This window comes from Kistimonas asteriae, assembly GCF_018263925.1.
Classification (GTDB): Bacteria; Pseudomonadota; Gammaproteobacteria; order Pseudomonadales; family Endozoicomonadaceae; genus Kistimonas; species Kistimonas asteriae.
Map to the genome: position 1 here is coordinate 131,826 of NZ_JAEVHF010000012.1, position 17,449 is coordinate 149,274.

The 17,449-nt window shown below is 53.9% G+C and carries 13 protein-coding genes; 6 read left to right on the forward strand and 7 right to left on the reverse strand.

The window, feature by feature from the left end:
* Positions 1-159: 159 nt before the first annotated feature.
* The 3 genes from KHS78_RS14520 (at position 160) to KHS78_RS14530 (ending at position 2,757) form a co-directional block, all read left to right on the forward strand.
* Complete coding sequence (locus KHS78_RS14520; RefSeq protein ID WP_211829188.1) at positions 160-855, forward strand: MlaA family lipoprotein; 696 nt, start codon at positions 160-162, stop codon at positions 853-855.
* 232 nt (positions 856-1,087) lie between these two features.
* Complete coding sequence (locus KHS78_RS14525) at positions 1,088-2,272, forward strand: SpoIIE family protein phosphatase (RefSeq protein ID WP_211829189.1); 1,185 nt, start codon at positions 1,088-1,090, stop codon at positions 2,270-2,272.
* On the forward strand, positions 2,269-2,757 hold the full coding sequence (locus tag KHS78_RS14530) for an STAS domain-containing protein (protein WP_211829190.1): 489 nt from the start codon (positions 2,269-2,271) through the stop codon (positions 2,755-2,757). The genes KHS78_RS14525 and KHS78_RS14530 overlap by 4 nt, the downstream gene beginning before the upstream one ends.
* A 66-nt stretch (positions 2,758-2,823) precedes the next feature.
* Here KHS78_RS14530 and tal read toward each other — a convergent pair whose 3' ends face one another.
* On the reverse strand, positions 2,824-3,780 hold the full coding sequence (tal, locus tag KHS78_RS14535) for a transaldolase (RefSeq protein WP_211829191.1): 957 nt from the start codon (positions 3,778-3,780) through the stop codon (positions 2,824-2,826).
* Between the two features lie 200 nt (positions 3,781-3,980).
* Here tal and dusA point away from each other — a divergent pair, with 200 nt between their 5' ends.
* Both dusA and KHS78_RS14545 read left to right on the forward strand, forming a co-directional pair.
* Positions 3,981-5,033 carry a tRNA dihydrouridine(20/20a) synthase DusA gene (gene dusA, locus KHS78_RS14540; RefSeq protein ID WP_211829192.1) on the forward strand — a complete coding sequence of 351 codons (1,053 nt, stop codon included), beginning with the start codon at positions 3,981-3,983 and terminating at the stop codon, positions 5,031-5,033.
* Complete coding sequence (locus tag KHS78_RS14545) at positions 5,018-5,374, forward strand: hypothetical protein (protein WP_211829193.1); 357 nt, start codon at positions 5,018-5,020, stop codon at positions 5,372-5,374. Before dusA ends, KHS78_RS14545 begins: the two co-directional genes overlap by 16 nt.
* A gap of 75 nt (positions 5,375-5,449) precedes the next feature.
* Here KHS78_RS14545 and recD read toward each other — a convergent pair whose 3' ends face one another.
* The 6 genes from recD to queC form a co-directional block, all read right to left on the reverse strand.
* Positions 5,450-7,447, reverse strand: coding sequence for an exodeoxyribonuclease V subunit alpha (gene recD, locus KHS78_RS14550; protein ID WP_211829194.1), 1,998 nt, complete (start codon positions 7,445-7,447; stop codon positions 5,450-5,452).
* Entirely contained in the window at positions 7,441-11,103 is a 3,663-nt protein-coding gene (gene recB, locus KHS78_RS14555; RefSeq protein WP_211829195.1) for an exodeoxyribonuclease V subunit beta, read from the reverse strand. The genes recD and recB overlap by 7 nt, the downstream gene beginning before the upstream one ends.
* Complete coding sequence (gene recC / locus KHS78_RS14560) at positions 11,103-14,399, reverse strand: exodeoxyribonuclease V subunit gamma (protein WP_211829196.1); 3,297 nt, start codon at positions 14,397-14,399, stop codon at positions 11,103-11,105. The genes recB and recC overlap by 1 nt, the downstream gene beginning before the upstream one ends.
* Before the next feature lie 75 nt (positions 14,400-14,474).
* Complete coding sequence (locus tag KHS78_RS14565; protein ID WP_211829197.1) at positions 14,475-15,215, reverse strand: substrate-binding periplasmic protein; 741 nt, start codon at positions 15,213-15,215, stop codon at positions 14,475-14,477.
* A 118-nt stretch (positions 15,216-15,333) separates the two neighbouring features.
* Positions 15,334-15,990 carry a 7-carboxy-7-deazaguanine synthase gene (queE, locus tag KHS78_RS14570; protein WP_211829198.1) on the reverse strand — a complete coding sequence of 219 codons (657 nt, stop codon included), beginning with the start codon at positions 15,988-15,990 and terminating at the stop codon, positions 15,334-15,336.
* Complete coding sequence (queC, locus tag KHS78_RS14575; protein ID WP_211829199.1) at positions 15,990-16,649, reverse strand: 7-cyano-7-deazaguanine synthase QueC; 660 nt, start codon at positions 16,647-16,649, stop codon at positions 15,990-15,992. Before queC ends, queE begins: the two co-directional genes overlap by 1 nt.
* Positions 16,650-16,875: 226 nt before the next feature.
* Here queC and KHS78_RS14580 point away from each other — a divergent pair, with 226 nt between their 5' ends.
* On the forward strand, positions 16,876-17,433 hold the full coding sequence (locus tag KHS78_RS14580; RefSeq protein WP_211829200.1) for a thioredoxin family protein: 558 nt from the start codon (positions 16,876-16,878) through the stop codon (positions 17,431-17,433).
* Positions 17,434-17,449 lie beyond the last annotated feature (16 nt).

Consider the following 17,449-nt stretch of genomic DNA (forward strand, 5'->3'; position numbering starts at 1 on the left):
TACCCGTGTAATGGGGGCTTAAAGGCGGTTACGCTGTCAAATCCTTGACTGACAGTGCTTTCATTCGATGTATGGGATAACGCCAATGTTCATGACCTGCACGACAGGTATAATTAAGTTATTCATCTAACGATAGTCGTAATCATTTTGGGAGAAATCATGCGTCTTGCCTGTCTTCGGTGGACATCCGCCGTGATGCTGGCGTTGGCTACTCAGTTGGCCAGTGCCTATGAGCCGGTGTCCTACGATGACCCGCTGGAAACGATGAACCGGAAAGTATTCCATTTTAATGAAAAAATGGACCAGTGGATTCTTGATCCGGCCGCCAGGGGGTATGACAAAGTCACCCCTGAACCTGTCCAGGGGCTGGTGACATCATTCTTCCATAATCTGGGGGAAGTCCGTAACCTCGTGAATGCGGTACTTCAACTCCGGATCGGCGATGCAGCTGCTACCAGTGGCCGTTTTGTGATCAACTCAACCATCGGCATGCTGGGTATGCTGGATGTCGCCACGGAGCTGGGCATTGAACGCCGTTACCAGGATTTTGGGTTGACCCTGGCTCGCTGGCATGTGCCCTCCGGCCCCTATGTGGTTTTGCCGTTCTATGGGCCAAGAACAGCACGTTCAACCGTTGGTTTTGTGCCTGACCTTGAGTTGAACCCCACCAACAGCCTGGAATGGTGGAGCCCGGAGTTTATGGCGATTCATACGCTGGACATTCTTGATACCCGCAACCGGCTTCGCGGCGCTGAGGGTTTGATTGTTGGTGATAAGTACGTGTTTATTCGGGATGCGTATCTGCAGAGTCGCCAGTTCATGATTACCGGTGAAGTGCCGGAAGACGATTTTTAGTGATAACTGTCAGCATAAAAAAGGCCGGGTGACCGGCCTTTTTTATGGGTTTTGCGCTAGAGTATAATCCTGCTTGCAGGCAAGGGCCTTAGCAGGTAATTTCATAGAATCCCTTAGCGATACTTCCTACAACCGGACGGTTACAGCCAATGGGCCAGCGTTCAGCAGCATCGGGGCAATGTGAGTTGTTAGTGGATACCGGGTATCTGTTTCGTTTGAACAAGGAAAAAGCATGACTGCAGGAAGCAGCCGACTCCTGGTGATTGATGACGACGCTATCGTGCGGGACAGTATTGTTGCCTATCTCGAAGACAGCGGTTTCGAAATCCTGCAGGCGGACAATGGTGAAACCGGGCTGGCGGTTTTTTCAGAATGTCAGCCAGATCTGGTGTTATGTGATCTCCGTATGCCGCGCATGGATGGTCTGGCACTGCTGAGAAAAGTCCATGAAATCTCGCCGGAAACGCCGTTTATTGTGGTGTCCGGCGCCGGGGTGATGGCGGATGTGGTGGAAGCCCTGCGGTTGGGTGCCAGTGACTATATCATTAAGCCGATTGTCGATCTGGAAGTGCTGGAATACGCGATCAAGCGTGCTCTCGACAGTGCTGATCTGGCGGCACAGAACCGAAAATACCGGGAAAGCCTGGAAGAGGCCATTCAGTCCCTGAAAGAGAGTCTGGACGTATTGCGGGCCGATCAGAAAGCCGGTCGTCAGGTCCAGCTGAAGATGCTGCCGCCGACGCCGTTTGCCTTCCAGGGCTATCAGCTGGACTACAAGATTTATCCCTCCCTCTACCTGAGCGGGGATTTTGTCGATTATTTCCCGGTCAGTGACCACAGTTTTGGTTTCTATCTGGCGGATGTTTCCGGACATGGGGCTTCGTCTGCGTTTGTCACGGTATTGCTGAAAAATATGTTCCTGACCTTGTTGCAGGAATACCGATCTAAATCTAAGCAGGGTGTGGTCAAGCCCTCCTATGTTCTGAAGTACCTGAATCAGGGGCTGCTGACAACAGGGCTTGGCAAGCACGTGACCGTGTTTGGCGGTATTGTCGATACCCGGGCGCATACACTGACCTATGCATTTGGTGGTCATTATCCTTTTCCGATACTGGCCAGTCGTGATAAAACGGTTCTTATTGAGGGTAAGGGGTTGCCGGTTGGTCTCTTCGAAGATGCCAGTTTTGAGGATGTGACCATTGACTTGCCCCGGGACTTCTCTTTAACTGTGTTCTCCGACGGTATTCTGGAAGTGCTTCCCCAAAAGACACTGAAGGAAAAAGAAGATTATCTGTTATCGGTGATTAGTGAGGGTGCTACGACGGCAGAGGCATTGATGAGCCGGCTCAACCTGGAAGACATCCATGAGACGCCGGATGATATCGCCCTGCTGGTACTGGCTAATACAACAGAATGAGTGCAGGAAAGATTCAGTTTGCCGAGAATGCCGGCACCTATGTCCTGAAGTTCGTGGGTGATGTGCGGATGACGCTCTGCACTACCCTCGACAAGGCGCTGGAGCATGTCTTGGCCCAGGAAGGCTTCAAGTCCATTCTGGTGGACCTGACAGAAACGGAAGGCATTGACAGCACGTCGCTTGGACTGCTCGCCAAGTTGTCCATCCAGGCCCGGAAGCGGTTTGGGATGATTCCTACGATTATCTCCTCGAACGAGGATATCAATCGCATCCTGTTGAGTATGGGATTCGACAAGGTCTTTGTGATTGTCAAGGAAGGGCAGGATGGCGCCCAGCTGCTGCGGGATCTGCCCAGTGTCGAATGCAGTGAGAAGGCTGCGAGAGAAAAAGTGCTGGCAGCTCACCGGGAGTTGATGAACTTAAACGAAGAAAATCGCGTGGTGTTCCACGATCTCGTACGTTCATTAGAAAATGACGCTCGGTAAACGCTACGTCCTCCCTGATAACAGAAAGCCCGCTATTACGCGGGCTTTCTGTTATCAGCACATTGGTCAGACCATGCCTTTCAGGGTTTCTTCAAGCGTGACTTGATCCTTGGCAAAGTTGCGGATGCCTTCTGCCAGCTTTTCGGTCGCCATGGCATCCTGATTCATTGCCCAGCGGAACTCTGCCTCGGACAGACTGATTTTTTCTTCCTGGCAGACCGGTTGGCTGGCATCCAGTTTGACCGTGAGCGGCGCTTCACTGGCGCTTAGTGTTTCCAGCAGCGAAGGACTGATGGTCAGGCGATCACAGCCAGCCAGTTCCCGAATCTCATCGACATTACGGAAGCTCGCTCCCATCACCACCGTTTTGTAACCATGGGTCTTGTAATAATTGAAGATACGCGTAACCGACTGCACGCCCGGATCTTCATGGGGCAGATAACTGTCGCGCCCGCTCTGTTGTTTGTACCAGTCCAGAATTCTGCCGACAAAGGGAGAAATCAGGAATACACCGGCTTCGGCACAGGCAACCGCCTGGGCAAAGCTGAACAGCAGGGTCAGGTTAGTCTGGATGCCTTCTTTCTCAAGATGCTCGGCGGCACGAATGCCTTCCCAGGTGGCGGCGATCTTGATCAGTACCCGCTCTGAAGGGACGCCGGCGACCTGGTAAAGCTCAATCAGACGATGGGCGCGTTCGATGGTTGCAGCGGTATTGAACGATAGACGGGCATCGACTTCCGTTGAAATACGGCCGGGGATGATACTGACAATCTCACTGCCAATCAGCACAGCGAGCTTGTCAGTGGTAAATGCCACTTTCTCCTCAGCGCTGCGACCGTGTTCCTGCCCCCAGCAGATCGCCGCTTTGACGAGAGACTGGTACTGAGGCATGGTGGCGGCCTTCAGCAGCAGGGTCGGGTTAGTCGTGGCATCCTGTGGTTTGAACTTGCGGATGGCTTCAATATCACCGGTGTCCGCCACCACGGTGGTAATGGCGCGTAATTGGTCGAGTTCTGTAGGCATGCTGATCGGCAGTTATCTTGTCAAAACGCGCAGTCTATCATTGCATTACGGGAGTCGGGTAACGGAATGTGCTTATCCAGGAATGGTATTGTGTTCAATTTACGGTTCTGGTTTGCAGTGCTGTAACCTGTCAGTTGTATAGGTTCCAACGGCAGTTGACGATATAATCACCGGTTTTTAGTTGTAACCTCAATCGCCGGATGACTGTGAACGCGCATAACGAACCTTCCCGCCTGTTTTCTGTAGCCCCCATGATGGATTGGACGGACCGTCACTGTCGCTATTTTCTGCGCCAGATTTCCCGGTCGGCTCTACTGTATACCGAAATGGTCACAACCGGTGCCCTGATCCACGGTGATCGAAACCGCTTTCTGGATTTTCATCCGGAGGAGCACCCTGTTGCCCTGCAGTTGGGGGGCAATGATCCAAAAGCCCTGGCGGAATGTGCGCACTATGCAGAACAATGGGGGTATGACGAGGTCAACCTGAATGTCGGCTGCCCCAGTGATCGCGTGCAGAATGGCCGGATCGGTGCCTGCCTGATGGCGGAGCCCGAAACCGTTGCTGACTGTGTGAAGGCCATGCGTGACAGGGGCGATATGCCTGTCACCGTGAAACACCGCATTGGTATCAATGGCCGGGATTCCTGGGAAGCGCTGGTGGATTTTGTCGGGCAGGTGGCTGAAGCGGGTTGTAAAACCTTTATTGTCCATGCCCGCATTGCGATTCTGGAAGGGTTGAGCCCGAAAGAAAACCGCGATATTCCGCCACTGCGGTATGACGTTGTTTATCGCTTAAAGGAAACCTTTCCAGACCTGGAAATTATTTTAAACGGTGGGGTTAAAACAATCGCTGAGACCCAGGCGCATTTACAGCATGTCGATGGTGTGATGGTGGGGCGGGAAGCTTATCAGAACCCCTGGTTGCTGGCAGACGTTGACAGTATTCTCTACGGACAATCAGAAAACGTATCTGAAACGCTACTGACCCGACATGCCGTAATGGAAGCCATGTTTCCCTATATTGAGCAGTGTCTTGCCAATGGCAGTCATCTCAATCATATCACCCGTCATGTATTGGGCCTGTTTAATGGTCAACCCGGTGCTCGCCGCTTCCGTCGCTATCTCAGCGAGAATGCACATCGAGCGGGGGTGGGCATCGAAGTGATTCGCGATGCATTGGCGCTGGCACCCGACACCCTGCCGATTGGGCAGATTCAGGACGAAAAACCATCAGCATGCTTGAGAAACTGAGTCGCCTCGCGATCCGACTGACGCCGTGGAAGCCACTGTTATTCCTGGTGCTTTTTGGATCGTTACTGGCTGTTTGCGCAGCGTTGTTTCAGTCGGTGTTACTGGAAACCAGTCCGATGTTTATGTTCGGGTTGGTTGGCATCTTGTGGTCTCTGACCGGTTTCATGTTAATCGCCAATTTCCAGCACATTCCTGAAAAACCGGAAGAGTGTCCCCATTTTTTCCGACGGCAGCTACTGAAAATCAAGCGCTTTGGTTATTGGTTGCTGGCGCTGTTTTTCTTGCTGGCAACGCTTGGCGTGCTTGTGACGACCTTTCGTTTGATCAGGCTCTATCTCTGAGCCGCAGCGTAATAACCGTTGCGTGCATTCAAAGGCTATTCAGCCCTGTTGCTGAATAGCCTTTTTACTGATTGATCAGAGTGTGGCCAGGCGTGCAGCCAAGCCAGAATCACGTACGGTCGCGCGGCAGATGGCCTGCTCTAAAATAGGCTGGCAGGCGAAGAGATCCAGTTGTTTTTTGGCTCGGGTAATACCGGTATAGACCAGTTCCCGGGTCAACACAGGTCCCGCCTGATCGGGAAGAACCATCACGGTATGTTCAAATTCCGACCCCTGGCTTTTATGAATGGTCATGGCAAAGACCGTTTCGTGCTCAGGCAGGCGACTTGGAAGGAAGGTACGGATGGTGCGATCCGGCATTTCAAAGGCAACCCGTAAGCGTCCAGAGTCGTCCGGCAGCGTGATGCCTATATCGCCATTATACAGGCCAAGGCTGTGGTCATTGCGGGTAATCAATACCGGGCGACCGGCATACCATGGCGCATCGGTTCTTATCAATCCGGCAGACGCCAGAGTTTGGCTGATCGCCAGATTCAAACCGACAACACCGTAGCGCCCCTCACGAACGGCACATAACACTCTGAATCGGTTGAAGGCAGCAATAGCTGCCTCAGGTTCCCCTTTCTGGATGATTTCGTTCAAATAGTGACGATAACCTTCAAGCGCCAGTGTCATCAGGTAGGGATAGTCTTTTTCTCCCTTCGTATGGAGTCTGATATCGGAGTAGTTGCTATCCGATAACGCGCTAACGTGTGATGGTTCGCCACTGTTGACCGCACTTGCCAGTTGTCCAATACCTGAGCGTGCATCGAAACGGTAGCTTTTACGCAGCAAACACAGACTGTCGCGCAGGCTGGTCCCTCCGCTCTGCTGGAACGATGAGAGGTTAAAACCGGTTAGCTGCTGTAATTGCTCACATTGGGCGAGGCTGTAGCCTTCACTGGCAAAGCTACAGATGTCGCCGAGGACACTGCCTGCCTCAACAGACGACAGCTGATCTCTGTCTCCCAGTAGAATCAGGCGGGCATGATCCGGCAAGGCTTCCAGTAACCGCGCCATCAGGGGCAGGTCCACCATGGAGGCTTCGTCGACCACCAGGATGTCGAGGTGTAACCGGTTTTGCTGGTTATGTTTGAAGCCGGGCTGGTTAGGAATCACGCCGAGCAGTCGGTGGAGCGTGCTTGCCATCGTCGGGATGCCCTGTAGAGCCGCTTCACTGCAATGCAGTTGGCTACGGGCATTGCCGATGGACTCCGTCAGTCGGGCAGCCGCTTTCCCGGTCGGGGCAACGAGTCGTATATCCGGTACTTTCCCCTGAGCGATGCCTTGCTCAACCAGCAGGGCGAGCAGGCGAGTAACCGTTGTCGTTTTCCCTGTACCGGGACCGCCACTGATGACCGCAAACCGTCGCATGGCAGCGACTGCAGCGGCAACTTTCTGCCAGTTGAGGCAAGTTGTCTCAGGAATCAACTGATCCAACGCTTGCCACTGATCGGCTTGAATCGCCGAAGCAACCGCATCCCAGTCAATCTGTTCTGGCTTTTCAATATCAAGCCATTTGATGAGTTGCTGGCGGATGTCATCGACAGCGAGAGAGCTTAGCTGCTGACGGACAAGGGTATAGTTTCGGGTAAACAGCCTGGAGAGTGCCTCTTGCATTCCCGATAGGTTAACCGGCGTGTTTTGGCAGCTGGCCAGCCAGTCGCTGACGGCTTTCTCGTAGAGCCAGTAGCGACGGAGGTAAAGGCGGTTATCCTGTAGTACCAGGGGGGACGCTGTGTTGCCATCGGTGATGATTGGCATGGTTTTCAGTGTGTCTAACCATGCGTTTGGCATAGTTCCCGATTTTTCGATCAGTTGACGGCTTTCGGACGCATTACAGCCAAACAGGTGAGTGACATCGAGTTCATCCAGCTTCAGGCAGACATTGCCATGGCCGAGCTGGTGGCTGACCAGTGCGCCGGTCAGTGCCAGTAGATCATGGTCGTAGAGTGACGTGAGAAACCGTGCGAATTGGTAATCCAGTGCACGAATATGCCCCGTCTCGACCAGTACTGATAATGCTTTCAGCATGTCTGCTCTCCTCTGGGCGCAATGCCCTGGCTGAACAGTTCATCAAGCTGTGAAATCAACGACAGTGAGGGGCGGCAGTGATAGACACCGTTTCTGCTGGTGTTACCGGATAGCATCCCTCTCAGGAAGAGATAAAAGACACCTCCCATATGTTTCGCGTAATCATAGTCAGGCAGGCGAATGGACAGCAGACGATGCAGGGCTAGCGTATAGAGCTGGTACTGGAAGTCATAGCGGTGTTCGATCATGGCGTGACGCATGGCATCCTGTGAATAGTCAGCAGCGGTATAGCCCAGGTGATTGGATTTGTAGTCGAGCACGTAGTAGCGGCCATTGTGCTCAAAAACAAGGTCAATAAACCCCTTGAGCATGCCCTGAACCTGCTGGAAATTGAGCAGTCCAGCGTCAGATGACAGAGGGTCACCGGTACGGATAATGCGGTTGATAGACGGTGCGTCAATCCTTGCCATAGGCAGGAAAAAAGCCATCTCCACCCGACGCCGGTCATCGTTGATGGCGCGGAGTTTCAGGTCTGAATCATTAAGCGGGCAATCCAGTACATCGTTAACCAGTTGTTCGGCAATGGGTTGCCAGGCTTCATCGTATCCGCTCAGTAGCAGTTGTTCCCGAATAAACTGCTGGTGGTCAGGGCCGCTGGCTGTCGGGAACGAGATCTGTTCAAACAGGCTATGCAGAAACGTACCGGCCTGTGCGCCCCGAGGGAAGGTGAAAATGGAGTGTTCATCCGGGACGGCAACCGGTTCAGTGACATCGGTATCAGGACTGTCTGTACTGGCATCAATATCAAGCCCAGGTTCTTCCAGACTGGCGTCTGGCGTATCAGCCTTGACCGGCGCAGCCTGTGTGCTGTGCTGGGAGAGTGCAGAGTAGCTGGTGACCCACCAGTTGCGTTCTATGTGGCCGTCAAACGCTGAGCTGCTCAGTTCAGACGTATCATCAAGGGCAGGCCGATAGAGAGGCAGTTGTTCGCTTGGGGGAGGGGATACGGAAATATTGGGGTTGTCGTTTGTCAGAGCTTCCAGCTTTTTTTTCAGCAGAGTGAGTCCACCGGTATCCGTTCCCTGCAGCAGGTAGCCGATCGCCATGCGGTGCAAGTCCGATATTTTACCTCTGCCGCCCTTACTGACCGGTGCCAAGCCGATATAGCAGGTATGTACCGGGCGGGTCAGGGCAACATAAAGTAAGCGGAGATCTTCTGCCAGACGTTCATTGTCGGCTTTTTTCAGTGCGTCCGGCTTGTTGGTCAGATCGAGAATGGCCTGTTGGGCATCATCATGGTAGAAGGCCTGGTCCTGCTCCCGCCAGGTACAGATAAATGGCAGAAACACAACATTGTATTCAAGCCCCTTGGATTTATGTATGGTGACAATCTGTACCAGCTTACGGTCACTTTCCAGGTGTTGCTGCTGTTCTTCTGCACGATGATTGGGCTCAACCCGATGGTCAGATAACCAGCGCAACAGGGCGTGTGGGTTGTTCACTTCCTGACTGGCCGACGCCAGGAGTTCGCCGAGATGCAGAAAGTCCGTCAGTCGACGTTCGCCCAATGGTGAGGCCAGCAGTTGTTCCGCTACCTGACGTCGTACCAGTAACCGCCTGAGCATGGCCAGCACGCCTTGTTGCTGCCAGAGTTGTCGATAGTGCGAAAATTCATCAACCGCCTGTTCCCAGGCGCGTTCGTCATGGTTTAACTGATCCAGTTGTTCTGCATTGAGATTGAATAACGGGCAAGCCAGTGCGGCACGCAGGGTGCGATCATCGGTCGGGTTCAGGCACGCTGACAGGATTAGCTGTAAATCAGCGGCTTCGGTCGTGGCAAACACGCTGTCGCCACCGCTCAGGTAAACGCTGTCGATGTTTTGCCGTGCCAGCGCGTCACGAATCATTCTCCCCTGGGTGCCGGTACGAACCAGAACGGCGATGTCACCGGGCGACAGGGATTGCTGGTTATCTGGTGAACCAATACCGCATTGTCCCTGTTGGGCGGCTGTCAGCAGGTTGTTGATCTGGGTTGCGGTGGCATGGGCCATGGTGTCTTCATAGGTGCCTTTATTGACCACCTCGCCACTGCTTTCATCCAGCCAGAACGCGAGAGCGGGAATCTGCCTGCCATCAACTTCCAATGCCTTCCGGTCAGCATGGGGTGAGGGATGCACGGGAAGGAAAGGGATATCCTGGTCGTAGATAAACGGGGCGCTGGCCTGTTGAAATACATGGTTAACGGCTGAAACCATGGCGCTGGTGGAACGCCAGTTGGTGCCCAGGGTGTAGTGATCAGCCACACTGTGTCGGGCGCCGATGTACGTGAAAATATCGGCGCCGCGAAACGCATAAATGGCCTGTTTGGGATCGCCAATCATGAACAGGCCGCTGTAACGTGTTGATTCCGCGTCGGGGACGGCCTCGGGATAGATATGACTGAATATCTGATATTGCAGCGGATCAGTGTCCTGAAACTCGTCAATCATGGCAACCGGGTACTGCGCGTTGAGCCGTTTGGCCAGATCGCGGTTGTCGGCATCATTCAGTGCTGCCGCTAGCCGGGTTAGCAGGTCATCAAATGACATGGCGCGGTGCATCGATTTGTGAGCGAGCAGACGTTCTTTCACATTGCTCAGGGCTTCTGCCAGCAGGGCATCCCTGAAGTCCGGAATATTTGTCAGCAGATCGGAACAGGCGACGAATACTTCATGCTCTGGCGGAGCTCCCTTGGTTGTTTTTTCCGTCAGAATATCTTGTCGGAATTTGTCCAGAGCTTCAGGAACTGCCAGTGATTGTGTGGGCGTGGCGGCCCAGGAAGAGACAGCCTCAAGCCAGCGGGGTAAGTTTCTGGAGGAATAACTGCGCTTATCGACACCGGATTGCTTGATGATGTCAGCAAGATCGGTGGCTGCAGTTTGCCACGTTTGTTTGAATGCAGTGATAACCTCAATGGCTTCATCATGCCGTTCCTGAAGCCTGTCGGCGCTGCCTGCTCTGACGGTTAAGTCATGGCTGGCAAGCCAGGGACGTATGGCTGACAGCAGGTCAGCAGGCGTCTTCCAGTAGCTTTTGAGGGTGGCGGACAGCGAGGCATTCGCAGGATAAAAACGGTGACGCCAATAGTCGGCCACGGCCTGATGCAGCAGGTCAGACTCATCGGTGACCAGTTCGCAATTGAACAGGGTGCCGCTTTCAAAGGCATGCTGTTTCAGCATGCGCTGACAGAAACCGTGAATGGTGAAGATGGCCGCTTCATCCATTTGCCGTTCCGCCAGCAACAGGCGTTCGGCCTGGATCGTGTGATTGTCCGAAGCGTCGAGCAGGGTCTGCGTCAAGGTATCGCCTGAACGGCCAGACAGAAACGCCTGCCGGGCATCATGAATTCGGGCGTGAATACGATCCCGCAGTTCGGCAGTAGCGGCCTCGGTAAAGGTAACTACCAGAATTTTATCGACCGTTAGCGGCTGCTCGTGCGCCGTGTTCTCGTCACCATGCCCCAATAGCAGTCGCAGATACAGGCTGGCGATGGTGTAGGTTTTACCAGTGCCGGCACTGGCCTCGATCAACCGGCGGCCGAACAGGGGGAAGGTCAGGGCGCCCAACGCGACTGGAGCCGGTGGCTGACGACGGTTGTCAGTCGTGAGTGTTGCCATCAGTCGATCTCCAGGGCGTTGCAGGCCGGCAATAGCAGGTCTTCTGCAAGTTGTGTCATGCGTTCAAACACAGTGTCATTTAATTCCGGGTAAATCCGTTGGATATAGCGGTCTTGCGATTCGCCGGTAAGTCTGAAGCCTCCGAAATAGGTGGTATGCGCTTTATCTTTTGCCTTATCGGACTGTGCCGGGTTGATGGCCCCATCATCAACGATGGCCTCCAGCCAGGCCCAGGCGGTGGCTGGAAACAACGGCTGTGGTTCACTGAGTCCCGAGAGGTAGCAGGCGACCAGGGTTTCGAGGTGTTGTTTGGCGGCATCGGCCGAGAGGGCGGCGATATAACCCTGCTTATCGGTGCCAAATATCGCGGTGTTGGCCGGTGACTCTGCGCAGGCACAATAGCAGAGATGTTCGATCCAATAACGCAGGTAATCTTTGGGCTTGAGCTTGGCGGGTCGGAAACGGGCCAGGCCGTTGCGGGTACACTGCTTCAGCCATCCCGTCAGCTGTATCCCTGTGTTCAGGACAATATTGATCTCAAGGTCATCTGCGGGCTCATTTAATGCGCCAGTCAGTGAACTGCCGAGGTTCTTCAGGGATTCTTTCTGCTCTTCCAGCGTTAATTGTCCAAAATGGCCGTGGGGTAATGCCCCACTGGCCCGGCTGTGAGACTCGCTTTTCCGGGTATTGCCACTCTCAAGCCAGTCATCCAGTAGCGATTCCCTTAACTGGTAAGATTCCAGCGGATCCAGGCTGAACGGTTCGTCACTGTCGAGCATGTCGTCCTGGTCATTGAACCAGACCTTGAGTCGACGGTTGCAGAAATACTGGCAGGGATTTCGGTAAAAACGCAGCAACTCGGTCAGCTCAATGGCTTCCGGTGTGGACTCTGACGTGAGGGGGGCGGTGTGGAACGGTTGGGTGGATGCTCCCTCACCTTTCGCAGCTGACAGCCATTCCCTGGCAAAGCTGAACAATGCCTTGTTATCGGAAGACCCTGACAGTTTGAAATATTCCTGACTGAAAGGCTGAAGGGGGTGGTCAGTGATCAGCCACGGTGTGATGCTGTGTTCTGGCTGTCCCTTGAGTTTGAAACCCTGCTCGCAGTAATTGAGCAATTCGGTGACCAGAACGGAAGGAATACGTTCACTGTTATCGGTAATGCTTCGACCCACATAACTGACATAGAAACGTTCCCCGGCGGATAACAGGGCTTCAAGGAACAGGTAACGGTCATCATCGCGGCGAGAGCGATCACCCCGGCGGGGGTGGCGTGCGATCAGGTCAAACCCGGCTGGTGCGATACTGCGTGGATACACGCCGTCATTCATGCCCAGCAGGCAGACGACCTTGAAGGGGATTGAACGCATGGGCATCAGGGTGCAGAAATTGACCTGTCCGGCCAGGAAGCGTTGGCTGCCCCGTTCACTGTCCAGTTTCGCCGCCAGATAATCCACCAGAATGTCACGACTGAGGTCGTCGCTGTAACCGGCATCCAGCAGTTGCTGACGCAGGTTTTCCAGACTGGTGCGGATCAGCTGGAGGGGGCGTTCGTCATCACTGTCTGGCTCAAAGAATTGATCCAGCAGGTTGTTGAGGGTTTGTATCCAGTCATCAACCGGTCGTGGGCGCTCAAGATCATCCGCCAATTGACGGATGGCTTCGATATAGTCAGCCAGCTGGCCACACAGGGCGGCATCCAACCCCTGGATCGCCTCATAGGGCAGGATGTCGCCATAGAGTCCATCGGACTCTGGCATGGCGTAGCCCAGTAGCATACGTTGCAGGCCGAACAGCCAGGTATTCTCGTGGCGATCAGGCAGGGCCAGTCCGGTTTGGTGTTTGGTATCCAGTCCCCAGCGGATGCCGGATTTTTCGACCCAGTGACGCAGGGTTTCATAACCTTTGGTATCCAGGCTGAAACGGCGCATGACAGCCGGGGTTTCCAGGATTTCCATCAGTTCCGGCGCCGAGCAGCGGCTCTGGTTGAGTGTCAGGAGCTGCATCAAGGCATTCAGTAATGGGTGCTCTGCCTTGGCGCTGCGGTCTGACAGTGCCCATGGGATAAAACGCTCGCCCGGGGCGCTGCCAAACACGGCCTGAATGAACGGACTGTACCGGTCAATATCGGGCACCATGACCACGATATCTCGGGGTGTCAGGGTGGTGTCAGCCTGGAACAGTGCCAGCAGCTGGTCATGCAACACCTCAACTTCTCGAAGGGCGCTGTAGCAGGCGTGAATCATGAACGAACGGTCGTTCGGATCAATGGGTGCAACGGGCACTGTACATTGGGTCTGCTCCCCCCGATCCTGGAGATTCAGAATGTCCGCCTGAAGAGTATGGAGCAGGGTGTGGTCATCGGGGGCTGCAAAGGCGTCAATTTCGGTCGCTGGCAGTTCCTGCAACTGGTAGAGATAATCACGCCCCAGTTTGCCCATGGAGGCCAGCAGGGGATTGCTGAAGGTATCACAGTTTTCCGGTGTCATCCCGTCCCGGTTGAAACGCTGGGCATTGAGGCGTGCCAGGTATTTCGGGTCACGAATGTCACCCCAGAAGTATTGGCAGGGATTGGTCACCATCATGTGGACATCGCAATGCTGGCCCAGTGCGACCAGGGCTTCGACGTAATGGGGAGGTAGAGCGGATATGCCAAAGACAAAGACCCTGTCAGGCAGGCCTGCGGGTTTGTGGCCAGCCTGTTTCAGGGCTTGAATGAATTCGCGGTACAGATTGGCCCGGTGCCAGGCCGGTTGCCCCAAGGTTTCCGTTTTTTCTACCAGGGATCGCCATAATGTCGGTTGCCAGGGTTGAGCGTCGGTGATCGTTTCAAGATCATCTCCCTGTTCCCAGGCACTGATCCAGTCAGGCCGGTAGACCAGGTACTGGTCATAGATATCAGCAATCTTTTCAGCCAGCTGGTAGCGACGAAGCCCGGATTCGTCATCACGCAGGTACTGCTGCAGTGGCGCGAAGTCTGGCAGGTCCAAATGCTCAGGCAGCAATGTGATGATTTTCCAGGCCATGGCTTCCTTGTTGAACGCCGAGCGCCTGGGAATACCCTCCAGCACCTGGGTGAACATTTGCCAGATAAACGAGGCCGGAAGCGGGAACGCAATGCCTGCGGCGATACCCAGTGATGAAGCCAGCTCCAGCCGCAGCCATTGTGCCATGCCGGGACTCTGGACCAGTATCTGTTCATCGGTAAAGGGATCCGCTAAAGGCTCGCGACAGATTCTGTCGACCAGCAGTTCCTTGAGGATGTCGAGCTGGTTGGATTGGTAGACGGTGAACACAGAGGCTCCGGGAAATCATCGGTGAATGTCGCCATTCTCCGGCAAGGTTTACATGGCTGCAAGCCTGCGGCTGGACTAACGCCAGATGCGCAGCAGGCGCTGGATTTCCCCTTCTGTCTTCAGCTGCTGGAGGATTCTGTCGATCAGTTTGCCGGAGGCTTCTTTCTGGTCGCTGAACATCATGGAAACCGGGACACAGTCGAGCGTGGGGCCGGTTTCAATGGTGTCCTGATAATAGTGGTTGATCAGGTAGCGAGCCTGGGTTTCTCCGGCAATGGCAACGTCATAACGGCGCTTGATCAGCATATCGAAGACCTGTTGCTCATTTCTGAGGTTGATGCGGGTAATCAGTCCAGTCCTGAAATAGTCGTCCAGCCCCTGGTAACTATAATCGCGGATGGTGCCAACGACCTGTCCATAGAGGTCGCGAGGGTGGTACACCGGCTGGCTTTGATCTTTTCTGAACAGCAGCACATTACAGTGTTCTGCAAAAGGGCGGGTGAAATAGACGTTCTGTTTTTCTTGATGCCACTGTTCGGACGTCCAGGGCATCAGGTCAAGCTCGCCCTTGTCGATTTTTTTCAGTTGGCGGTTTCTGGGGTAGTAATGGGATTCGAAGGCAATATCCGCCCGGGCACTAATCAGTTCCAGTAATTCGCGGACAATGCCCGCCTGGTTCTCCATGGCGGAGTAATAAGGAAGGTGGCTGTCGGGTAACAAAGCAACCCGAAGTATCCTGTCTTCGATCCTTGCCTGGGCAGAGTTCGTGACAATACCCAGAACCAGCATGAGTAAAATGACTGCGCGGACTGACATTATTGTTGTTTTATCTCGCCATGAATACGCTGGATGCACAGCATCCATGCTAACGACACTTTGGCTGGATAACAATGGCCTGATGGGGCGTATTTTGCGTCATCAGGCCGGATGGGGGTCAGGCGATATTGATGACTTTATGGCTTTGCAGATTGAGGCGCCATTGAGGATGGGCCAGACAATAAGCAATCGTTTCTGCAGTAACCGTGTCCCGATAGAGTCGTGCATCGCTGCCAGTGTGCGGATCGGCAACGGGGGTCAGGTAATAGTACTGCGCACGGATATGAGCAAAGCGTTCCGGCATGGCATCTTGCTGAGGGTAGACCAGCTTGAGTTCGTCACACTCGGTAATGACCACGTCTGCTTTACCCTTTGGGCTCACGCAAACCCAGTCAATCCCCCTCGGAGGAGCAAGGGTGCCATTGGTTTCCAGTGCGATTTCAATGTCCCTCTCATGCATGGCATCGGCCAGAGGCTGATCCAATTGTAACAAGGGTTCGCCACCGGTGCAGACCACAAAGGGGCGAGCGGTCTGTCCGGTAGGCCAGTACTTGAGCAGGGTGTCTGCGAGCTGTTCAGCGGTGTCAAAGCGACCACCGCCCGGTCCGTCAGTGCCGCGGAAATCGGTATCGCAGAAGTTGCAAATGGCATTTGTGCGATGTTTTTCCAGACCGCTCCAGAGGTTGCAGCCACTGAATCGACAAAATATGGCAGGTCGACCGGTATGGGCGCCTTCGCCCTGCAGGGTATAAAAGATTTCCTTGACGCTGTACATCAGTGAACTTCGTAGGTCAGTGGATCTATTTGTCCTTGTGCCTCAAAGGCTTTCAGACGGGAATAGCAGGCGCCGCAAAGACCACAGGCTTTCTCGCGGCCGTTGTAGCAGGTCCAGGTCTGGCTGTAGTCCAGGTCCATAGCCAGGCCGTCTTTGAGAATGTCGCTTTTGCTGGCGTTGAGGTAGGGGGCCACTATTTCAACCGGATTCCAGTCAGCGATTTGGGTGACTTCGTTGATCGCATGGACAAACTCGGGGCGACAATCCGGGTATACGGCGGAATCGTCATGGTGTGCACCGTAGAATACCGCGCCGGCCTTCAGGGAAATGGCATAACCGGTGGCCAGGGACAGCAGAATCATATTCCTGTTCGGCACCACGGTTGATTTCATGTTCTCTACCGAATATTCCCCTTCGGGAATGGTAATGTCTGAGGTCAGGGATGATCCCTGCAACAATTGGTTAATTGCGGTGATATCTACGATTTTGTGGCTGATCTGCAACTGCTTGCAGACAGCGTTGGCGAAATCCAGTTCCTTTTTATGGCGCTGCCCATAATCAAATGAAAGGGCGTGGACTTCATATCCTTCCCGTAAGGCCTTGTGGAGGACGGTAAAGGAATCCATCCCGCCGGAATAGATAACGACTGCTTTTTTCATGACGGTTGCGCCTTGTCATAACGATTGTCGCTAGCGGCTGATTGAAGCGTACTAACGACAGAAAAACCAAACCCGCCATAATAGCAGAATTGCGCTATGAATCATGCTTGAAATGGATGATGACGACAGTCATTACTGTCATTGAACGTCATTTTTCGGTGTTCTCTACAGGCCAGTGATCTGCTCTATAGTGTTTTATGGACGGCCAGAAAAGAGGAGGGTTGGCATGGCGTTGACTGAATCCGGAATGATGCCTTTAGGCAAAAAGGCACCTGCGTTTAAACTGCCGGATACGGTATCAGGACGAACATTATCGCTGGCTGATATCAAAGGTAAAAAAGGGGCAGTGGTGATGTTTATTTGTAATCACTGCCCCTTTGTCAAACATTTATACCCGGCATTGGCGCGTCTGGGGCAGGACTATCGCGGGGCGGGGATCGGTATTGCGGCGATCAGTGCCAATGATGTGAATCAATACCCGGAAGACGGTCCTGAACAGATGAAGGCGATGGCGGAATCCCTGGGTTTGGTGTTTCCCTATCTTTATGATGAATCACAGGCCGTTGCCAAAGCCTATGGCGCGACGTGTACTCCCGATTTTTTTCTCTTTGATCGCTCACTTGCCTGCGTCTATCGCGGGCAGTTTGATGACTCCCGACCCTCAAACAACAAGCCGATCACAGGGGCAGATTTGCGTGGTGCCATGGATGCGCTGGTCAATAAAGAGCAGGTCAGCATGGTACAGAAACCCAGTATCGGCTGCGGTATCAAATGGAAGGCCTGATTAAGGCTTTAGATAG

Coding starts and splice junctions, on each gene's coding strand:
- KHS78_RS14520 (WP_211829188.1), top strand. CDS start 160: ATGCGTCTTGCCTGTCTTCGGTGGACATCCGCCGTGATGCTGGCGTTG.
- queC (WP_211829199.1), bottom strand. CDS start 16,649: ATGAAAAAAGCAGTCGTTATCTATTCCGGCGGGATGGATTCCTTTACC.
- KHS78_RS14580 (WP_211829200.1), top strand. CDS start 16,876: ATGGCGTTGACTGAATCCGGAATGATGCCTTTAGGCAAAAAGGCACCT.
- KHS78_RS14565 (WP_211829197.1), bottom strand. CDS start 15,215: ATGTCAGTCCGCGCAGTCATTTTACTCATGCTGGTTCTGGGTATTGTC.
- tal (WP_211829191.1), bottom strand. CDS start 3,780: ATGCCTACAGAACTCGACCAATTACGCGCCATTACCACCGTGGTGGCG.
- queE (WP_211829198.1), bottom strand. CDS start 15,990: ATGTACAGCGTCAAGGAAATCTTTTATACCCTGCAGGGCGAAGGCGCC.
- KHS78_RS14545 (WP_211829193.1), top strand. CDS start 5,018: ATGCTTGAGAAACTGAGTCGCCTCGCGATCCGACTGACGCCGTGGAAG.
- KHS78_RS14525 (WP_211829189.1), top strand. CDS start 1,088: ATGACTGCAGGAAGCAGCCGACTCCTGGTGATTGATGACGACGCTATC.
- recB (WP_211829195.1), bottom strand. CDS start 11,103: ATGGCAACACTCACGACTGACAACCGTCGTCAGCCACCGGCTCCAGTC.
- KHS78_RS14530 (WP_211829190.1), top strand. CDS start 2,269: ATGAGTGCAGGAAAGATTCAGTTTGCCGAGAATGCCGGCACCTATGTC.
- dusA (WP_211829192.1), top strand. CDS start 3,981: ATGACTGTGAACGCGCATAACGAACCTTCCCGCCTGTTTTCTGTAGCC.
- recD (WP_211829194.1), bottom strand. CDS start 7,447: ATGCTGAAAGCATTATCAGTACTGGTCGAGACGGGGCATATTCGTGCA.